Source organism: Stenotrophomonas sp. GSD10 (genome assembly GCF_056172695.1).
Window position 1 is genome coordinate 4,417,098 of the sequence record NZ_JAOCMC010000002.1, and the last position, 16,432, is coordinate 4,433,529.

Consider the following 16,432-nt stretch of genomic DNA (forward strand, 5'->3'; position numbering starts at 1 on the left):
AAGCAGCGTGTCATCGGGTGGCACGCGCAGGTGCGGCCGATAGCCGTTGGCCGAGGCCGGTTGAGAGCGCCCGCCCTGTTCCGGTGTGAGGAAGGTGAGCTCGAGTTCTACGCGTGCATCCTGCGTCACGCTACTTGCCTGCGCTGCGCTCGTCCTTGCCATCTTCACCCTGTCCCTCTCCCCGGCTCTGCGCGAACTCCGGGAAGGTCTTGGCGATCGAATCCTTGTCCGGCAGGATGTAGAACACGCCGCCCTTCTGGAACGTGGACGCCACGATCTGCTCGTAGAACGCGGCGGAAACATTGATGCAGCCGTGGGTGACGCGGTTGTCGTCGGGCGAGGGCGAGGCCAGTCGTTCGGCGCGCTTCTCTTTCGGCGTGCCCGGCGGCAGCGGATGCAGCGAGACGGCCGAATCGTAGTCCACCCACAGCACGCGTCCGGCATCGTCGGAGGGGCCGTAGCCGCCGATGAAGCGGCCAGCAGGAGTGGTGCGGTCGCGGCCGGGAATCGCGCTCAGTGCGAGCTTGGCCACGCCCGGTGCGGAATGATCGCCGATGGCCGAACCAAACAACGCCGGGGCGGCGCCGCGTAGTTTGCCGTCACCGCCGAACACCAGTACCTGTGCTGCGGCCTTGTCCATCACGGCGAACGGATAGCCCTGGTTGTCCTTGCTGGCGACAACCCAGCCAGCCAGTTCAATCACCGTCTCGGAAACGTGCTGGTCCGGCGGCAGTTCATCTGCAGCCGAAACCGGTTGTACGGGTGCGTCGTCCTTCGCGTCCTTTGCGTGGGCTACGCCACTGCACGCGACGGCCAGCGCCAGGGCCAGTGCGGCGTGCAGGGCGCGGCGTGCAGGGGAGGAGGAAGTACGAATGGGACGGCTCCTTGCAATGCAGTCATCGGTGGAAGGAGGCCAGTGGCCGGCGAAGGCCACTGGTTCCCGGTACAGATGTGGATCAATTCAAACAGTGAGGGAGCGGTTACCCGCGCGGCTTGCGGCCGGCCGGTGCCCGTTCAAGCTGCTGCACGCGGCCTTCAATCTGATCCAGACGCTGGTTGGCCTGCTGTGCGGACTGGTTGGCCGATTCAGCGCTCTGTGCGGCGCCCTGCACCTTTACATCGAGCTGGTCGAGGCGCGAGTTGATGGTGGCAAACTCGTTCTTGTAGGACGCACAAGCGCCAAGGCTGACGGTTGCGATGAGCGCTACAGCAAGTGCGCGGGCCGTCTTCATGTGTTGCGGGTTCAGGTTCATTGCACTCCCTCCTTCGTCTGGGGAAGCTGGAATATAGCGGCGTTTGTTCCCCACGCTGACAAGCGCTTTCAGCTGAAATTGGAAGACGTGGAAGCGTTGTGAAATATGTTCGTCAGTAAAGCTTAACGAGTGAGATCAGGCGAGCTGATGCGCACACAGGCGATGGCCTTGCGGTTGCTCGAATCGTCCAATTCATCAGCCTGAAGGCGGCGTCATTTCTACCTGTTTCCCACCGGCCCACACGCCGGGCGCCATTCACTTGCAGCCAGCAGCGCCGGTGCACTGTTCGGACGCACGTTCAGCAGCGTGGCAATCGCGCTGCGTTGGTCGGGCGCGTGTGCAACGTAGTCAGCCGCAATGCGGTAACCGATCCAGTAGCCAAGATCGCCACGACGCGTTTCATCGCCGGGTCCGTTGTAGAGCCATTGCGACAGGTCGGTGCCGGCGCTGTCCTGGGCGAACTGGCGTTCCAGCGCGCACTCGCGGCCCTGGGTCCAGCGGCGCAGATGCGCGTTGGCCGGTTGCCCGGAGATCAGTTCGGCCACGTACTCGGCACCTCCTTCCAGCAGCGTCTGATAGAGCAGGGTCGGTTGCGCAACCTCCGCGCCTGCGCCGGGCTGCTGGATGTGCACATATTCATGGGCGATCAGGTGCACGAAGCGGTCGCTCACATCGGCCTGCATCCAGTCGGCGTTGCACAGCGCTTCCAGCCCGATCACCACACCCTCGGGCGTGGTGACACCGCCGCTGTTGCCCCGGCCCACCAGCACCGTCACCGGGGGAAGCGTGCATTCGGCAGCAGCGTGCCCAGCCGGCCGAGCGCGGCGGCGACGCGGGTGCGGATGGCGGGCAGGGCGGTCGCGCAGCGGCGTGCCTTCTCGAACAGCGCCGGCTTGTCCTGGATCGCGCGCGCGAGCCGTTCCATCGAACCGATGCGGCTTGCGGTGAAACCGTGCAATGCCTTGCTGCCCGGATCCAGGTAGTGGCGCTGCAGATCCTGCGCGCTCGGCCGTCCCTGGTTGGCATCAAGCACCTGGAAGAAGCGCGCGACATCCTCGGTCTGGATGACCACGTGTTCGGCGGCAGGCGGCCGAGCGGTGGCCTGCGCGGGCAGCGCAGCAGCAAGCAGGACCCAGGGCAGCAATACCTGCAGCAATCCGAAGAGGCGGCGCGGCGCAGCGTGCGATGCAACGGATGACGGCTTCATCAGGTTCCCCAACCCCATGCAGAGACCGCCACGATAACGCGCCGGTGGCGCGTGGGTGTGCCGTGGGGCTCAAAGGGTATAGGTCATCGATTCGAGCATCAGGCGCATCCCCGCCTCAGCCGCTTCGCGATTGGCCTCGACCGTCGTGGTGGAGGCATAGCAGGACCAGCCGCGGCCGCAGCCCCGGATGGCCACCAGCTGCAGCCGATCACGATTCGGATGACCCACGGGGAAACGGTCGTCGCGGAACCGGGTCGCATAGGCCTGGATCGAAGGGGAAAGCTCGAATGCTGAATGCGTGGGTTCCCCGAACAGCGCCACATCCGGCTGCGACGCATACGTGGCAGACGCCCACTCCGACAGCGTCGCAGCCTGATCGACGAAGGCAATGTCCACCCTTGATTCGAGCGCGATCTGTCCAGGCCGCTCCAGGTCAGCTTCGACACGCACGTAGCGGTTGTTCGTTTCGTCGTCGAAGCCGACCCGTGCCACAGACCAGTTTCCAGGCAATTCCAGTCTCAGCCCATCGATTCTGTATCTCTTGGGCGAGGCGACATCGGCCTGAGGCGCAGGCGCTGGCATGTGACTGCTGGCCATGGCAGCTGTTGGCAGGATCAGCGCGATGGCAAGCAGCAGGTGATTCGGGCGACGATTCATGCAGGTAACCGTGATGGCGTGCGCGCAGCACGGGGCATTCAGTCCGTGAACGCGACGGTTTCCATGATCTTTCGCATGCCTGCTTCCGCAGCCTTGCGATTTGCCTCCAGCGTCCAGGTGGACGCGTAGCAGTTCCACTGCTGGCCGCACCGCTTGACGGCCAGCATGTGCAGGCGCTGCGCATACGGTTGGTCGTCTTCAAAAAGGGTGTGCTGGAACTGCGTGGCATGGGCCTTCACGCCTGGCGCCAACTGGAAGGGCGTGTACCTGGGCGGTCCGTAGTGCCCGCTTTCGCCCACATCCAGCGAGTACGAATAGGCAGCCCAGTCCGGCAGTGACGTGGTGTCGCTGGTGTGGGCGACATAGATCTGGACATCCAGGTTCAAGACCTCGAAACGGCTCTTGTCGGCTTCGATGAGTACACGCCGCTGGTTCTCTCCCTCGCTGGGATGGTCTTCCACGACCGTCCAGTTCCCGGGCACCTGCATCTTCAACCCGTCCTTGGTGTAGCTCTTGGGCGATGCAACGTCTGGTGCGGCAGCGGGCTCGACGACGAGGTTCTGCGCAACGGCTGCGACCGGGGCAACACAGGCGATACAGAGGAGGCTTCGGAGCAGCACAGGATTCACGGCAATCCTCGGATGGGGGAGTGGCCGCGCATGGTAGAGAGGACGTGTGTGGCCGGCCATGCAAGAAGTTGCAGATTCGAAGCTTCGGCCAGCTACCGGCGCAGAGTTCCCTGAACGCCAGCCTTATTTATATACCAGTCAGTTCAATATTCAGGGTTGATTAGACCCCCTAACGGATAATTCACACCTGTCGACCGCCTCCTCTCTCTCCCTCCCGGGAGGCGGTCGGCGAAACCAAAATAATTAAAGGTGTGTCCCGATGAACAAGAATTCGCTGCTCGCCCTGGGTCTTCTGGCTGCTCTGCCGTTCGCTGCATCGGCAACCGACGGCCTGTCGTACAACTACGTTGAAGGCGGCTACGTGAACACCGATGCCAAGGGCGGCGACGCCGACGGCTGGAAGGTGAAGGGTTCGGTGGCGGTGCACCCGAACTTCCACGTCTTCGGCGACTACAGCGCCCAGGAGACCGACAAGTTCAAGAATGACGTCGACCAGTGGCGCCTGGGTGTCGGCTACAACTACGGCATCGCACCGAACACCGACCTGGTGGCCCGTGTTGCGTACCAGAAGTACGACGAAAAGCGTGGCCTGGACTTCAACGGCTACTCCACTGAAGTGGGCGTGCGCACCGCGTTCAACCCGTACGTGGAAGGCTATGTGCTGGCCGGCTACGAAGATTTCAGCAAGAAGCACGGCATCAACCCGGACGGCGAGTTCTACGGCCGTGTCGGCGCCACCGCCAAGTTCAACCAGAACTGGGGCCTGAGTGGCGAAGTGAAGCTGGCCAAGGCCGGCGACCGCGAGTGGTTCGTGGGCCCGCGCTTCACCTGGTAACAAACGCCTGTCGTTAGTGCGTGTTGTGCTGGCGTGTGACTCTCTCTCTCTCCCACACGCCAACCGAAGCCCGGCCTCGCGCCGGGCTTCACTTTTTCCGGGGCCACTGAGGCATCGCTCATGCGCGGGCATACTGTCAGCCCACCGGATAGCGGATTCCGCATGCAGACCTCCCTTTGCGCTTACGTGCAGCAGGCCGATGGCAACACCGTGCAGGTGGTGCTTGTGGACACCACCGCGCAGCCGGCGCTGGGTGCGCTTGGTTTTCAGGGCGTGCCGCCAATCCTGCATGCCTGTGTCGCCGACGATGCTGCCAAGGCCCGCATGTTCGTCGCGTTGCGTGATCTGGGTGTGGCCTTCTCGGCGGGACGCGAGTGGTGCCCGGCCGAGGTGTTCGCCTGGCTGCGCGAACGCGGCCTGCTGGAAGGCGCGTACCTGCGCATCGCCTGGACGGGCCCGCAGCAGTTCCAGTTGACCCGGGCGTAGTGCGGCGCTGCTGGCAGCGGAACGAGAACCGCTCCGGCCGCGCGCAGGTGGTTCGGCTATGATCGCCCGCACATCGCCACGCGATGCGCCCGCCTCAAGCCAGCAGGAACTGCCGTGAACTCCCAGCCCGCACCGATCACCGCCCTCAACCACACGCTCGACAACGAGCCGCAGCAGATCACTGCGCCGCTGACCCACTCGGCCGCGTTCCTGGTGCTGAAGGTGAAGGATGACGAGGCCTCGATCGCGAAGGCGCGCGAGGTGCTGGCCAGCACCGATGACCTGATCAAGAACACCGCCATCCGCGAGATCGAGCGCACCTTCACCTGCAACGTGGCCATTGGTCATCGCGTGTGGCAGCCGCTGGTGGGCACCACGCCGCCGCGCGAACTGCACCCGTTCCGCGAGATCAAGGGCGCCACCCACACCGCGGTGTCCACCCCGGGCGACCTGCTGTACCACATCCGGGCGCGCACCATGGACCTGATCGTGGCGTTCGAGCGCAACCTGCTGATGGCCTTCGGCGATGCGGTGGAGGCGGTGGATGACGTGGCCGGTTTCCGCTACTTCGATGGCCGCGACCTGCTCGACTTCGTCGATGGCACCGCCAATCCGGAAGGGCTGTCGCTGCCGGAGGCGACGATCGTCGGCGACGAGGATCCGGACCACGCCGGCGGCAGCTACGTGGTGGTGCAGAAGTACCTGCACAACCTCGATGCCTGGCGCGCGCAGAAGACCGAGACACAGGAAGCGATCATCGGCCGCACCAAGCACGACAACATCGAACTGGACGACGCGCCAGCCGACGCGCAGAAGTCGCACAAGACGCTGTGCACCATCGAGGACGCCGACGGCGAGCACGAGATCCTGCGTGACAACATGCCGTTCGCCAACCCGGGCCGCGGTGAGTACGGCACCTACTTCATCGGTTACACGCGCCGCCTGTGGGTGATCGAGACGATGCTGGAGCGGATGTTCATCGGCAATCCAGCACCGCTGCACGACCGCATCCTCGACTTCTCCACTGCCGTGACCGGCGGAACCTTCTTCGCGCCGGCGCGCAAGGTGCTGGCCGACCTGGGCGAGTGATCGCCCGGTTTGCCGCCGTAGCGTCGAGCTTGCTCGACTGCGCTGCAACCAGGCCAGGGTAGTCGAGCAAGCTCGACTCTACTGGCCGCCATCTGCCTGTCATCTATGGCGCCGACCATGTCGTGCTGGATGCGAGTGCAGGAGGCAGGCGATGGCTGCAGCAGGACACAGGAACGGCGCACGCCGCTGGTGGCGACCGCTGGCCGCCTTGTTCGGTGCGCTGGCACTGGGCAGTGGCAGCGTGTCCGCGCAGGAGGCACCTGCGCACTGGATGGCCTATGCCGCTGCCGTAGGTGGGCAGCTGCAGCAGCGCCTGCAGCAGGAACAGGACCCGCAGGCGCAGCGTGTGCTGGCGTGGCTGCAGGCGCACCCGGACATGCCGGCACCGCTGCCGGTAAGCCTGTGGATCACCGCCGATGGGCGCATTTCGAAGCTGGCATTCGACAGCCTGGGTAACGCCCAGGTGGATGCCGATCTGCGCGCGACGCTGCAGGCCAGCCCGTTGCCGGCGCCACCGGCGGACATGCGCCAGCCGCTGCGCCTGGGCCTGGTGCTTACCCGGTAAATCCACGCCACGCGTGGATGTGCTGGGTAGATGCCGACCTTGGTCGGCACGCACGCCAACCAAGGTTGGCGACTACCGGTAAACCCCATCCACGCATGGCGTGGATCTACCGGGTTGCTACCTGCGGTGCGCGTGCCGCCGCCTGCCACGCGCGCAGGCCGAACACGGCCAGGCCAAGGAAGAACACGTACAGCGCTGCAGTCACGTGCAGTGACTTGAACAGGTAGGCGCCCACATACACCACGTCCACCGCGATCCACACCCACCAGCAGGCGGCGTGCCGGCGCGCCTGCCACCACTGCCCGACCAGGCTCAGCCCGGTCAGCAGGGCATCCAGCCACGGCAGCGCGGCGTCGGTGAAGCTGTGCATGACCGCCCCCAGCGCCAGGCTGCCACCCACGCCGATGGCCAGGTCGCGCAGCAGTTTGCCGCGCGCCAGTGGCACGATGCGGATGCTGCCTTCGTCGGCCGCATGCTGGCGCCAGTTGATCCAGCCATAGACCAGGAAGCCGCCGAAGATCACCTGCAGCAAGGTGTCCGAGTACAGCTTGGCCTCGGCGAACACCAGTCCGTACAGCGCCACCGACAGCAGGCCCACCGGCCACGCGGCAAGCTGACGCCGGGCCATCAGCCAGACGCCCAGCACGCTGCACAGCGCGGCGGTCCACTCGAGCACGGCGCCGCTCACAGCGCGAAGGTCACCGACAGGCGCGCCTGCCGCGGTGCGCCGGGGAACAGGTAGTAGTCACCGCCGCTGCTGCCGGTATCGCGCCAGTAGAAGCGGTTGAACACGTTGTCCACCGACAGGTTCCAGGTCACCGCACGTTCTTGCAGGCGATGCTGGAAACGCAGGCCGGCATCGAACACCGAATAGTCCGGTGCGCGCACGCCGCCATCGGCACGCGCGACGTTGGCACCGGCGTAGCGCCAGCCGCCGGTGACATCCAGGCCCTGCGCGAACGGCAGCGCGTAGGCCACATGCACGCTGGCGCGCACCTTCGGCACATTCACCAGCTGATGGCCTTCATAGGCCGGTGTGCCGGTATCGCGCGCGCGCGCCTGCAGCACGCTGGCACTGGCCACGATCTGCAGTGCGTCGGTCAGCTGGCCATTGGCGGTCAGCTCCAGGCCGGTGTGGGTCTGGGTGCCTTGCTCGACGAAGGTGTAGCCGACGTCGCTGTTGTCGGGCTGGGCGTACTGGTACGGCTGCGAAATGCGGAACACCGCCGCGCCCAGCGTCAGTGCTTCGACCGGCACGTACTTCACGCCCACTTCCAACTGCCGCGACTGCACCGACGGCAGGAAGGTATCGGCGTTGCTGGTCCAGAACGGCGCTTCCTGGCCCAGCGAAATGCCGCGCACGTAGCTGGCGTAGGCGTTGAGCTGGTCAGTGGCCTTCCACACCAGCGCGGTCTGTGGCAGGAAGCGCGACAGTCGGCTGTGGCGCTGCGGGTTTCCGCGCTTGTCGTAGGCACGCTCGTCCAGGCGCACGAAGCGGCCGCCGGCCAGCCACTGCCAGTCATCGCCGAAGCTCATCCGATCCAGCGCGAAGAACGCGGTCTGGCGGCTGTCCAGGCGCCGTGCGGAGGGGCCCGGCATCTTCGGCGACGGTTCAAATACCGGAACCGGCGCTTCGTGGATGTTGCTGGTGCCGACGTACTCGTTGACGCTCGGGCGCTTGTCCACGGTGCGGCGGAAGTAGTCGGCACCGACGGTCAGCTGGTGACCGACGCTGCCGGTCTCGAAGCGGCCGCGCAGCTCGGCACGCGCCTGCTGGTTGCGGCGGGTGTCGTCCGGGCTGCGGTAGTCGTAGACGTCGTAGTCGCCGTTGGGCGCGAAGTAGTTGCCCGGCACGCTGCCGTCGGCACATTGTGCGGCGTAGTAGCAGCCGTAGGCGAAGGCGACGTTGTCATCGATCACCGAGCGGCTGTGGCCGACCGAGACGCGCGACTGCCAGGCGTCGTTGAAATCGTAGGTATGCAGGGCGGTGATGTTGGTGCTGGCGATATCCACCGGGCGCTGCCACGGCTGGTAACCCAGCAGGTGTTCGCGGTCGACGCCACGCGGCAGCTCGCGTGCGCCCAGCAGCTGGTAGCCCGAGACCGAGCGCTGCGAACTGGTCTGGTAGTTGGCATCCACTTCCAGCTTGCCGCGTTCGCCGATCAGCCAGTCGGCGGCCAGCGAGTAGAAGTTGCGGCGGCCATCGGCGTGCTCGACATAGGAGTTGCTGGAATCCCACGCAGCGTTCAGGCGCAGGCCGAAGCGCGGGGTGATCCAGTGGCCGACATCGACGGCGACATAGCGCGAGCCTTCCGAATCGGTGCCGAGCGTGGCGGTGCGCACTTCGGCCGGACGCTTGCCGATGTAGTTGATGATGCCGCCCGGCGCCATCACGCCTGCAGCCAGGCCGGCTTCACCCTTGAGGATCTCCACCGCCTGCACGTTCTCCAGCGCCAGGCGTTGTTCGCCGGCGATGGACAGGCCGTTGAAGCGGTAGCCGGTGGCCGCGTCCAGCGCGAAGCCGCGGATGGCGATGTTCTGGTAGTAGCCCACCGGCGCATACGCATCGCCCAGCGAGGCATCGTTGCTGGCCAGCTCGGACAGCGTGCGCACCTGGCGACGGTCGAGGTAATCGCGCTCGAGCACGTTCACCGAGGCCGGCGTGTCTTTCCAGCTGCCGCCACCGAAGGCGTTGACGCGCGAGGTATCGGTCTTCGGTTTGCCGGCCTGCACGCGCACCGCCGCCAGTTCGGTCGGCGAGCGTTCGGCGCCGGTGGCAGCCGCATCGGGGAGGCATCGGCCTCGCTGGCATGCAACGGCAGCGCGGCACAGAGGGCGAGGGCGAGCAGGGTGGGGCGCAGGCAGCGGTTCATTCGATTCGTCTTCGGACAACAAGGGAGACGAAGCGACGGCGCGCAGGTGCACCGGCCCGGAACGGGGGTGTGGCTGCGGCTCAAAGCTCCCTACGCCGGTGCAAACCGGATCAGGTTCCAAGGGACTCTCTCAGCCTGGCAGATCCAGGCACCCCCGCTTCAGATGACCATTTCACTACAAATGGTACGGATTTGCGAGCGCCGCCCGGGGTCGGCTCCCTTTCCGCAGGAAAGGGCTCTGACCCAAATGATGCGTCCCCGGCGGTGCGCCAACCAGCTCAGGCGGCGGCGCGCAGCGCCTGCAGCAGTGCCTGCCCCGGCGCGCTGCGGAACCACGCCGGATGCCCCAGCATGAAGGGCTGCCAGGCCACGTCGGCATTCGCGGTGGAGCCGGTGATGCCCTCGAAGTACTCCACTTCGGACAGTGCGAAGTCGAAATGGACCATCGGCAGCAGGTCCGCCAGCAGTTGCACGCGCGTGGCCGACAGCGGCAGCACCTGCCGATAGCCCTCGAGCAACGCCAGCGCGATATCGATGCGCACCGCCTCCCTGCCGCGTTCCAGCTCCAGCCACGCCACCGCATTGCGTTCGATGGCGGTGGCAAGGTCGAACAGTGCGCTGGTGGGTGAGGCGAGGCCGAAATCCAGCACGGTGCTGACCTGGCCGTCGCGCCACAGCAGATTGGACACGTGCCAGTCGTTGTGTGCCCACAGCCGCGGTTCGTCGCGCAGGCGCTCGGCCAGGCCCGCATGCCAGGGCAATACATCGCGGCGCAGCTGCGCTTCCCACGGGATGCGCGCGAGATAGCGCGCCAGCCCCGGGCGTGCAGGCAGGTCGGCCTTGATTGCTGCGATCGGATCGTCGGCGCGGATCAGATCGTCACGTGCGACCAGCAGATGGGTGCTGCGCTGGGGTGCGTAGTAGCTGGCCGCAGCGCGGTGCAGCTGCGCGAGCGCGCGACCGGCTTCGCGGGCCTGTGCGACGTCGGTCAGCAGCGACCACGACACCGCATCGCGGTACAGGTCCTCGCCCACGCCCAGAGCGTGCAGTTCATACGTCCATTGACCGTGCTCGACGGCCGTCTGGCCATCGGCCGAGGCCAGCACCTGCACCACCGGCACGCCACCGGCGGCGAGATGGGCGATGAAGCGGTGCTCTTCTTCCAGGCAGGACGCACTGCGCACGTTGTGGTGGTGGCGCTTGATGAACACCGGGCCATGCGGTCCGGCAACGATGGCGGCGGCCGACAGCGGGCGTGGGCTGTGCCAGCGCGGTACGCTGCGTTCGCCCAGCTGCGGGTAACGGGCGCTCAGCCATGCGATGTCAGCGGCGTTGATCGGTGGCCAGTCGGCGGCAACCTCGTCGTTGTTGAGGCCCTGCACGCGGTGGGAAGAAGAAGTCATGCCGCAGCCCATGGGGAAGTCACATCCAAGGCTGCGCATTCAACGCCATGCCCGCCGGCAACGCAAACGGGCGGGTCATGGACCCGCCCGTCGTCAGGCGATCAGCCGCCGTGCCGCAGGGTGTGCTTACCAGCCGCGATGACGGCCCCGGTCGTGGTAGTAGCGGTTGTCGTAGTAGCGCTCGCGCTGCCAGCGACGGTCGTCACCCCGGTCGTAGTAGCCGCTGCGGTAATAGCCACGGTCGTAGCGGCGGTCGTAGCGGTTGTCGTAGTAACGCCGGTCGTGGCGGTCGGAAGTGGTCAGGTTGCCGATCGCGCCGCCGGCCACGGCACCGCCGACGGTTGCGGCCGGGTCGCCATTGGACAGCAGGTTGCCGGCCACGCCACCGACCACGGCACCGACCAGGGTGCGCTTGTCCTTCCTCGACATCGCGCTGGCATCGCTGACCACGGCCACGCCGGCAACCAGTGCCAGAGCCATCGCCAGACCACGGAAGCTGAGTGCGGAAGTACTGAGCATGTTCGGTTCTCCTGTGAGGTGCATGCCACGCGGGGCAGGGAGGGCGGGGGCGCCCCGGCTGCCGTGGAGACCACGCTGACGTCCCCACATTGCCGGAACATTGCCTGGCCGACCGAGCGGCGTGCGCATTCATCTAGCGTCAGGCGCCATGAAGGCGGCCTGAAAGTTCCTCCGCCCGATGGCCGGTGTTCAGATTTTTCCGTCGCGCAGGTAGTCGAACAACTCGGCATCCCCCTTCAGCCCCAGCTTGAGCATGGCATCGCCCTTCTGACGGCTGATGGTGCTGACGCTCTTGTGCAGCTGCAACGAGATTTCCTTGACGGTCATGCCGGTGCCCAGCAGCCGCAGCACTTCCACCTCGCGTGGTGACAGCGGCTTGCCATCGCCTTCGCGCATGCGCCAGCTGCCGGCGGTCTCAACCCGCTCGCGCAGGCTGCGGCTGATGTAGGTCTGCCCGCGGTAGACGGCCTGGATGGCCTGCGGCAGCTCGTCCATCGACGAGCTCTTGTCGACCAGGCCGAGCACGCCGCTGTCGAGCACCATGCGCAGGATCGCCAGATTGTTGGAGACGCTGAGCATGAGCACCGGCAGATCCGGATGACGGCGACGGATCATCCCGATCATGGCAAAGCCATCGGCCTGCGGGCTGCCCGGCATGGAGTAGTCGGTGACCAGCAGGTCGCAGGGTTGGCTGCCCAGCATGGCCATCAGCGCCTGCGCGCTGTCAGCCTCGCCGACCACGCGGCCGACCCCGCTCGACTCGATGACGGCGCGGGTACCGATACGGACCACCGGGTGGTCGTCTGCGATGATGATGCGCAAGCTCATGCTCTAGTATGGCCATCGGGCACGCCGGACCGCGACCTTCGCGGTTCCTGGCAGGATTCTGGGAGATCGACGCAGATGGGTAGGTGGGCTGTTCGTGGGCTGCTCCTGCTGCTGGCCATGCTGGTGGTGCCCGATGCGTTGGCACAGGGGGCGTCTGGTCTGCTGCCACTGAGCCCGGTGCAGCGCCAGTACCTGGCGGCGCATCCGACCCTCGTCGTGGGGCAGTATGACAGCGGTTGGCCGCCCTTCGAATCCCTGCGCGAGGGCCAGCAGGTCGGCCTGGGGCCGGAGTACCTGGCGCTGCTCGCCGGTCAGCTTGGCGTGAAGGTTGAGGGCCGTCGCTATCCGGACTGGCCTTCCGTGCTGGATGCGGCCTGCCGTGGCGAGATCGACGTGGTGATGAATGTCGGTCTCAGCGCCGACCGCACCCGTTGCATGGTCTATACCGCCGCCTACGGCGAAGCGCCACTGGCGGTGGTCGGCCGCCCCGGTGACCTGCGTGCCTCCGAGGCGCCAGACCTGGACGGGCTGCGGGTGGTGATCGAGCAGGATTTCCTGACCGCCCCGCAGGTGCGGGCACGCTTCCCTCGTGCCCGCCAGCTTGTCGCAATCAACACGCTGACGGCCTTGCAGATGGTCAGAGACGACAAGGCCGATGTCTATATCGGCAATGCTTTTGTCGCGACCGAGTTGATCGCCAGCCAGCGCCTGCAGGGCGTGGTGCTGCTGCGGCCCAGCGATCTGCCCCCGAGCGGCTGCATTTCGGGGTGCCCAACAGCAAGCAACCCCTGGCCGAAGCGCTGGATCTGGCCCTGGCCGCGACCAGCCAGGCCCAGCGCGATGCACTGGAGCAGCGCTGGTTGATGCCACCGAAGTGGTCGGCGTCGGCCCAGCTGGCATTGAGCCAGGCCGAGAAGCGGGTGCTGCAGCAACCGCTGAAGATCGGCTTCGCGCCGAACGCGGCGCCGCTGTCGTTCAGCGGCGAGGATGGCCAGCCCAGTGGCCTGGCGGGTGAATACCTGCGCCGGTTGATGCAGGCCGGGGCCAACCTGAAGGCCGAAAACAGCCACGATTGGTACGAAGTGCGTGAAAAGGCCCGTCGCGGTGAGCTGCAGGCGGTGATGGGCATCCCTTCGGACTCGCGCTACCTGGGGCCGGAGTGGGTATTCAGCCAACCCTTCATCAGCGTGCCGAACGTGATCGTGACCCGCAGCGATGGCGGGGTCGTGCTGGGCCTGGCCGATCTGCAGGGCAAGCGGGTGCTGCTGTCCGACCCGGAGCGCGTGCGCGGCTATGTGCTGCAGCAGGCGCCGCGGGCCCGGATCATTGCCGCGCGCAGTGCCGAACAGGCCCTGCAGCGCCTGCTCGATGGCGAGGCCGACGCCTATATCGGCAACCTGGCGCTGGTGGACCATCTGCTGCGCGATCGCTTTCCGGGGCGGCTGCAGGTGGCCGCGCCCGCCGGTTTCAATGACCAGCTGGTGCTGGCGGTGGAACGCCGCCACGCGGCGCTGGCCACCACCTTCGACCGCCTGCTGCTGCAGATGACCCCCGGCAGCCGGGAGGCACTGCGCAGCACCTGGCTGGCCGTGGAATACCGCAGCGGCGTCGACTGGAGCCAACTGTTGAGCTGGGGCATACCGCTGCTGCTGGTGCTGCTGACCGCGTTGCTGGTGCACGGGATCGGCTACTGGCGCCTGCGCCGCGAGGTGGTCGGACGGCGTCAGCTGGAACAACGCCTGGCCGAGGTCACCGACAACCTGCCGGCGGTCGTCTACCAGGCGCGCCGGAGTGCCGATGGCATTCTGTCGTTCCCGTTCATCGCAGGCGATCTGCAGGCGCTGTTCGGCATCTCCCGGCAGCAGGCCGAGCAGGACGCGCGGGCGTTGCTGGCCTGTATCGAGGAGGACGACCGCGACGGCATCGAGCGAGCGATCGAGCAGGCCGCGCGCCAGTTCGCGCCGCTGACGCTCGAGTTCCGCCTGTGCGGCGACGACGATCCACCGCGCTGGGTGCGCAGCCACGCCCATCCCTATGCCACCGAGGAAGGCGCGGTGACCTGGAGCGGATACTGGGTGGACGTGAGCGAGGCACGCCTGCAGGCCGATGCGCTGGCGGCGGCCAAGGCCGAGGCCGAGCAGGCCGCCGAGACCAAATCGCGCTTCCTGGCCACCATGAGCCACGAGATCCGCACGCCCATGAGCGGCGTGCTGGGCATGCTGGAGGTGCTGGCGCATTCGCCACTGGATGCCGAACAGCAGCGCATCCTGGGGGTGATCGATGATTCTGCACAGATGCTGCGGCAGATCCTCGACGACATTCTCGACTACTCACGGCTGGAAGCCGGTGCGCTGCGCCTGGAGCCGGTGCCGCAACCGCTGCGGCCGCTGCTGGAGAGCGTGTGCCGGTTGCTCTCCGCGCAGGCCAGCGCACGGGGCCTGGCGCTGCAGGTACAGATCGATCCGCAGTTGGCGGCGGCGCACGAAGTGGACGGTGTGCGGCTGCGCCAGATCGTGTTCAACCTGCTCAGCAACGCCATCAAGTTCACCGCCCAGGGCGAAGTACGCCTGCAGCTGGATGTGCTGGGGCCGACCTCGGATGAAGGCGTGCAACCGCTGTGCCTGAGCGTGACCGATACCGGCATGGGCATTGCGCCGGAGCAGCTGCAGCACCTGTTCGAGCCGTTCACCCAGGTCGGTGTCTATATCCAGCGCGACCACGGGGGTACCGGCCTGGGCCTGAGTATCTGCCAGCGCCTGGTGCAGATGATGGAGGGCGAATTGACCCTGCAAAGCGCCCTGGGTGAAGGCACGCGCGCTGAAGTGCGGGTATCGCTGGTGGAAGCCGGCAGCGAAGACGCCGCCGCGCTGGTGGCCGAGCAGGACCAGGCCGCGCTGCTGCCGGCCGCGCTGCGCCAGGCACGGGTGCTGGTGATCGAGGACCACCCGACCAACCAGGCAATGATGGCCTGGCGCCTGCAGCAGCTGGGCGTGCCCTACGTGCTGGAGGGTGACGGCCAGCAGGCCCTGGACCGGTTGCTGACCGAGTCGTTCGATCTGGTGATCACCGATTGCCGGATGCCGGTTCTGGATGGATTCGGCTTCACCCGGCTGCTGCGCGAACGCGAGGGCCGCAATGGCCAGCCACGGCTGACGGTGCTGGCCTTGACCGCCAGCGTGCTCGATGACGATGCGCGGCGCTGCCGCGAGGCCGGCATGGATGCGGTACTGGCCAAGCCGTTGACGCTGGCAACGCTGCGCGCGGCGTTGCTGCGCTGGCTGCCGCAGGCCCAGGGACAGCGACAAGCCCCGGCACAGGCGTACGCTGCGCCGGCGCCGGAGCGTGCCGGCGACAGCGCGGTGATGCCCGACCTGGCGGCACTGGAGCGGCAGTTCGGCTCACGCGCGGTGGCCGAGCAGCTGCGCGACAGCCTGCTGCAGGCCAGCGAAAGTGATCTGACCGCCGTGCTGCGTGCGGTGCAGAGCGGCGACCCCGCAACGGTGGCGTTGCACCTGCATCGCCAGGCAGGGGGCTGGGCGCGGTAGGTGCGGCGGCGCTGGCCAGCGAAGCCGGCGCACTGGTCGAACGCCTGCACGCCGCCGGTGCATCCAATCCGGCGGAGCTGTTCGCGGCGGTCGAAGCCTTCGTGGCACGGCTGCGGCAACAGCTGCAACGCCTGGCTCACTGATCGGGCAGCTGCTGCAGGTAGGCAATCACCAGCGCGCGGCGTTCGGCGCTGGGAAAGGCGTTGTACATGCGGGTGCCGGGTACCACATGGGTGGGCGATTGCAGGAAGGCATCCAGGGTCTGCGCGGTCCAGGTGATGTCGGCGCGGCGCATGCCGTCCGAATAGCCGTAGCCGGGCAGGCTGCCGGCGCGACGGCCGATCACCCCGTGCAGGTTGGGGCCGAAGCGATGGATGCCGCCGGGCTGGACGGTATGGCAGCCGGCACACAGTTCGAACGCGCGCTGCATGGCCTGCTGGCGCGCCTGCTGCGGCGTGGCCGGCACGGCCGGTGGGCGCTGGCAGGCGGTGCTGGCCAGGGCCAGGGCCATCACGATCAGGGCAGGGAGCACGCGCATGGGCG

13 protein-coding genes, 3 pseudogenes and 1 riboswitch are annotated in these 16,432 nt (G+C 67.0%); of the genes and pseudogenes, 5 read left to right on the top strand and 11 right to left on the bottom strand.

The annotated features are described in order from the left end of the window. Positions 1–130: 130 nt before the first annotated feature. From N4G47_RS20470 to N4G47_RS20490, 5 genes and pseudogenes are all read right to left on the bottom strand, one after another. On the bottom strand, positions 131–823 hold the full coding sequence (locus N4G47_RS20470) for a hypothetical protein (protein ID WP_249844923.1): 693 nt from the start codon (positions 821–823) through the stop codon (positions 131–133). A 157-nt stretch (positions 824–980) separates the two neighbouring features. Next, positions 981–1,253 (bottom strand): hypothetical protein, encoded by a 273-nt coding sequence (locus tag N4G47_RS20475; protein WP_010487149.1) that lies wholly within the window; start codon positions 1,251–1,253, stop codon positions 981–983. 218 nt (positions 1,254–1,471) lie between these two features. Further along, a pseudogene (locus N4G47_RS20480) lies at positions 1,472–2,460 on the bottom strand (DUF2268 domain-containing putative Zn-dependent protease). A 69-nt stretch (positions 2,461–2,529) separates the two neighbouring features. Continuing rightward, on the bottom strand, positions 2,530–3,117 hold the full coding sequence (locus N4G47_RS20485; protein ID WP_475289794.1) for a hypothetical protein: 588 nt from the start codon (positions 3,115–3,117) through the stop codon (positions 2,530–2,532). A 38-nt stretch (positions 3,118–3,155) separates the two neighbouring features. Continuing rightward, positions 3,156–3,746 (bottom strand): hypothetical protein, encoded by a 591-nt coding sequence (locus N4G47_RS20490; RefSeq protein WP_475289795.1) that lies wholly within the window; start codon positions 3,744–3,746, stop codon positions 3,156–3,158. A gap of 259 nt (positions 3,747–4,005) precedes the next feature. Between N4G47_RS20490 and N4G47_RS20495 the strand changes: the two genes are divergently transcribed. From N4G47_RS20495 to N4G47_RS20510, 4 genes are all read left to right on the top strand, one after another. Next, positions 4,006–4,581: an OmpO family porin gene (locus tag N4G47_RS20495; protein WP_057496450.1), complete on the top strand. Its 576-nt coding sequence runs from the start codon at positions 4,006–4,008 to the stop codon at positions 4,579–4,581. Positions 4,582–4,743: 162 nt separating this feature from the next. Then, on the top strand, positions 4,744–5,067 hold the full coding sequence (locus N4G47_RS20500; RefSeq protein ID WP_107231426.1) for a hypothetical protein: 324 nt from the start codon (positions 4,744–4,746) through the stop codon (positions 5,065–5,067). Between the two features lie 114 nt (positions 5,068–5,181). Next, positions 5,182–6,156 (top strand): Dyp-type peroxidase, encoded by a 975-nt coding sequence (locus N4G47_RS20505; protein WP_475289796.1) that lies wholly within the window; start codon positions 5,182–5,184, stop codon positions 6,154–6,156. A 151-nt stretch (positions 6,157–6,307) separates the two neighbouring features. Continuing rightward, positions 6,308–6,721 (top strand): TonB C-terminal domain-containing protein, encoded by a 414-nt coding sequence (locus N4G47_RS20510; protein ID WP_475289797.1) that lies wholly within the window; start codon positions 6,308–6,310, stop codon positions 6,719–6,721. A 106-nt stretch (positions 6,722–6,827) separates the two neighbouring features. Here the strand turns inward: N4G47_RS20510 and pnuC are convergent, their stop codons facing one another. From pnuC to N4G47_RS20535, 5 genes and pseudogenes are all read right to left on the bottom strand, one after another. Next, a complete protein-coding gene (pnuC, locus tag N4G47_RS20515; RefSeq protein ID WP_475289798.1) occupies positions 6,828–7,397 on the bottom strand; it encodes a nicotinamide riboside transporter PnuC in 570 nt (189 codons plus the stop codon). Positions 7,398–7,405: 8 nt separating this feature from the next. Next, positions 7,406–9,594: pseudogene (locus N4G47_RS20520) on the bottom strand (TonB-dependent receptor). Positions 9,595–9,664: 70 nt separating this feature from the next. After that, positions 9,665–9,760: riboswitch (TPP riboswitch) on the bottom strand. Positions 9,761–9,872: 112 nt separating this feature from the next. Beyond that, positions 9,873–10,997, bottom strand: a complete 1,125-nt coding sequence (locus N4G47_RS20525) for a phosphotransferase enzyme family protein (RefSeq protein WP_475289799.1) — start codon at positions 10,995–10,997, stop codon at positions 9,873–9,875. Positions 10,998–11,123: 126 nt separating this feature from the next. Continuing rightward, positions 11,124–11,516 (bottom strand): glycine zipper 2TM domain-containing protein, encoded by a 393-nt coding sequence (locus tag N4G47_RS20530; RefSeq protein ID WP_475289800.1) that lies wholly within the window; start codon positions 11,514–11,516, stop codon positions 11,124–11,126. Positions 11,517–11,705: 189 nt separating this feature from the next. Then, positions 11,706–12,344 (bottom strand): response regulator, encoded by a 639-nt coding sequence (locus N4G47_RS20535; protein ID WP_057496460.1) that lies wholly within the window; start codon positions 12,342–12,344, stop codon positions 11,706–11,708. Positions 12,345–12,419: 75 nt separating this feature from the next. Between N4G47_RS20535 and N4G47_RS20540 the strand changes: the two are divergent. Beyond that, a pseudogene (locus tag N4G47_RS20540) lies at positions 12,420–16,032 on the top strand (ATP-binding protein). Here the strand turns inward: N4G47_RS20540 and N4G47_RS20545 are convergent. Continuing rightward, positions 16,026–16,427: a c-type cytochrome gene (locus tag N4G47_RS20545; protein ID WP_475289801.1), complete on the bottom strand. Its 402-nt coding sequence runs from the start codon at positions 16,425–16,427 to the stop codon at positions 16,026–16,028. The pseudogene N4G47_RS20540 and the gene N4G47_RS20545 sit on opposite strands and share 7 nt — an antisense overlap. Positions 16,428–16,432 lie beyond the last annotated feature (5 nt).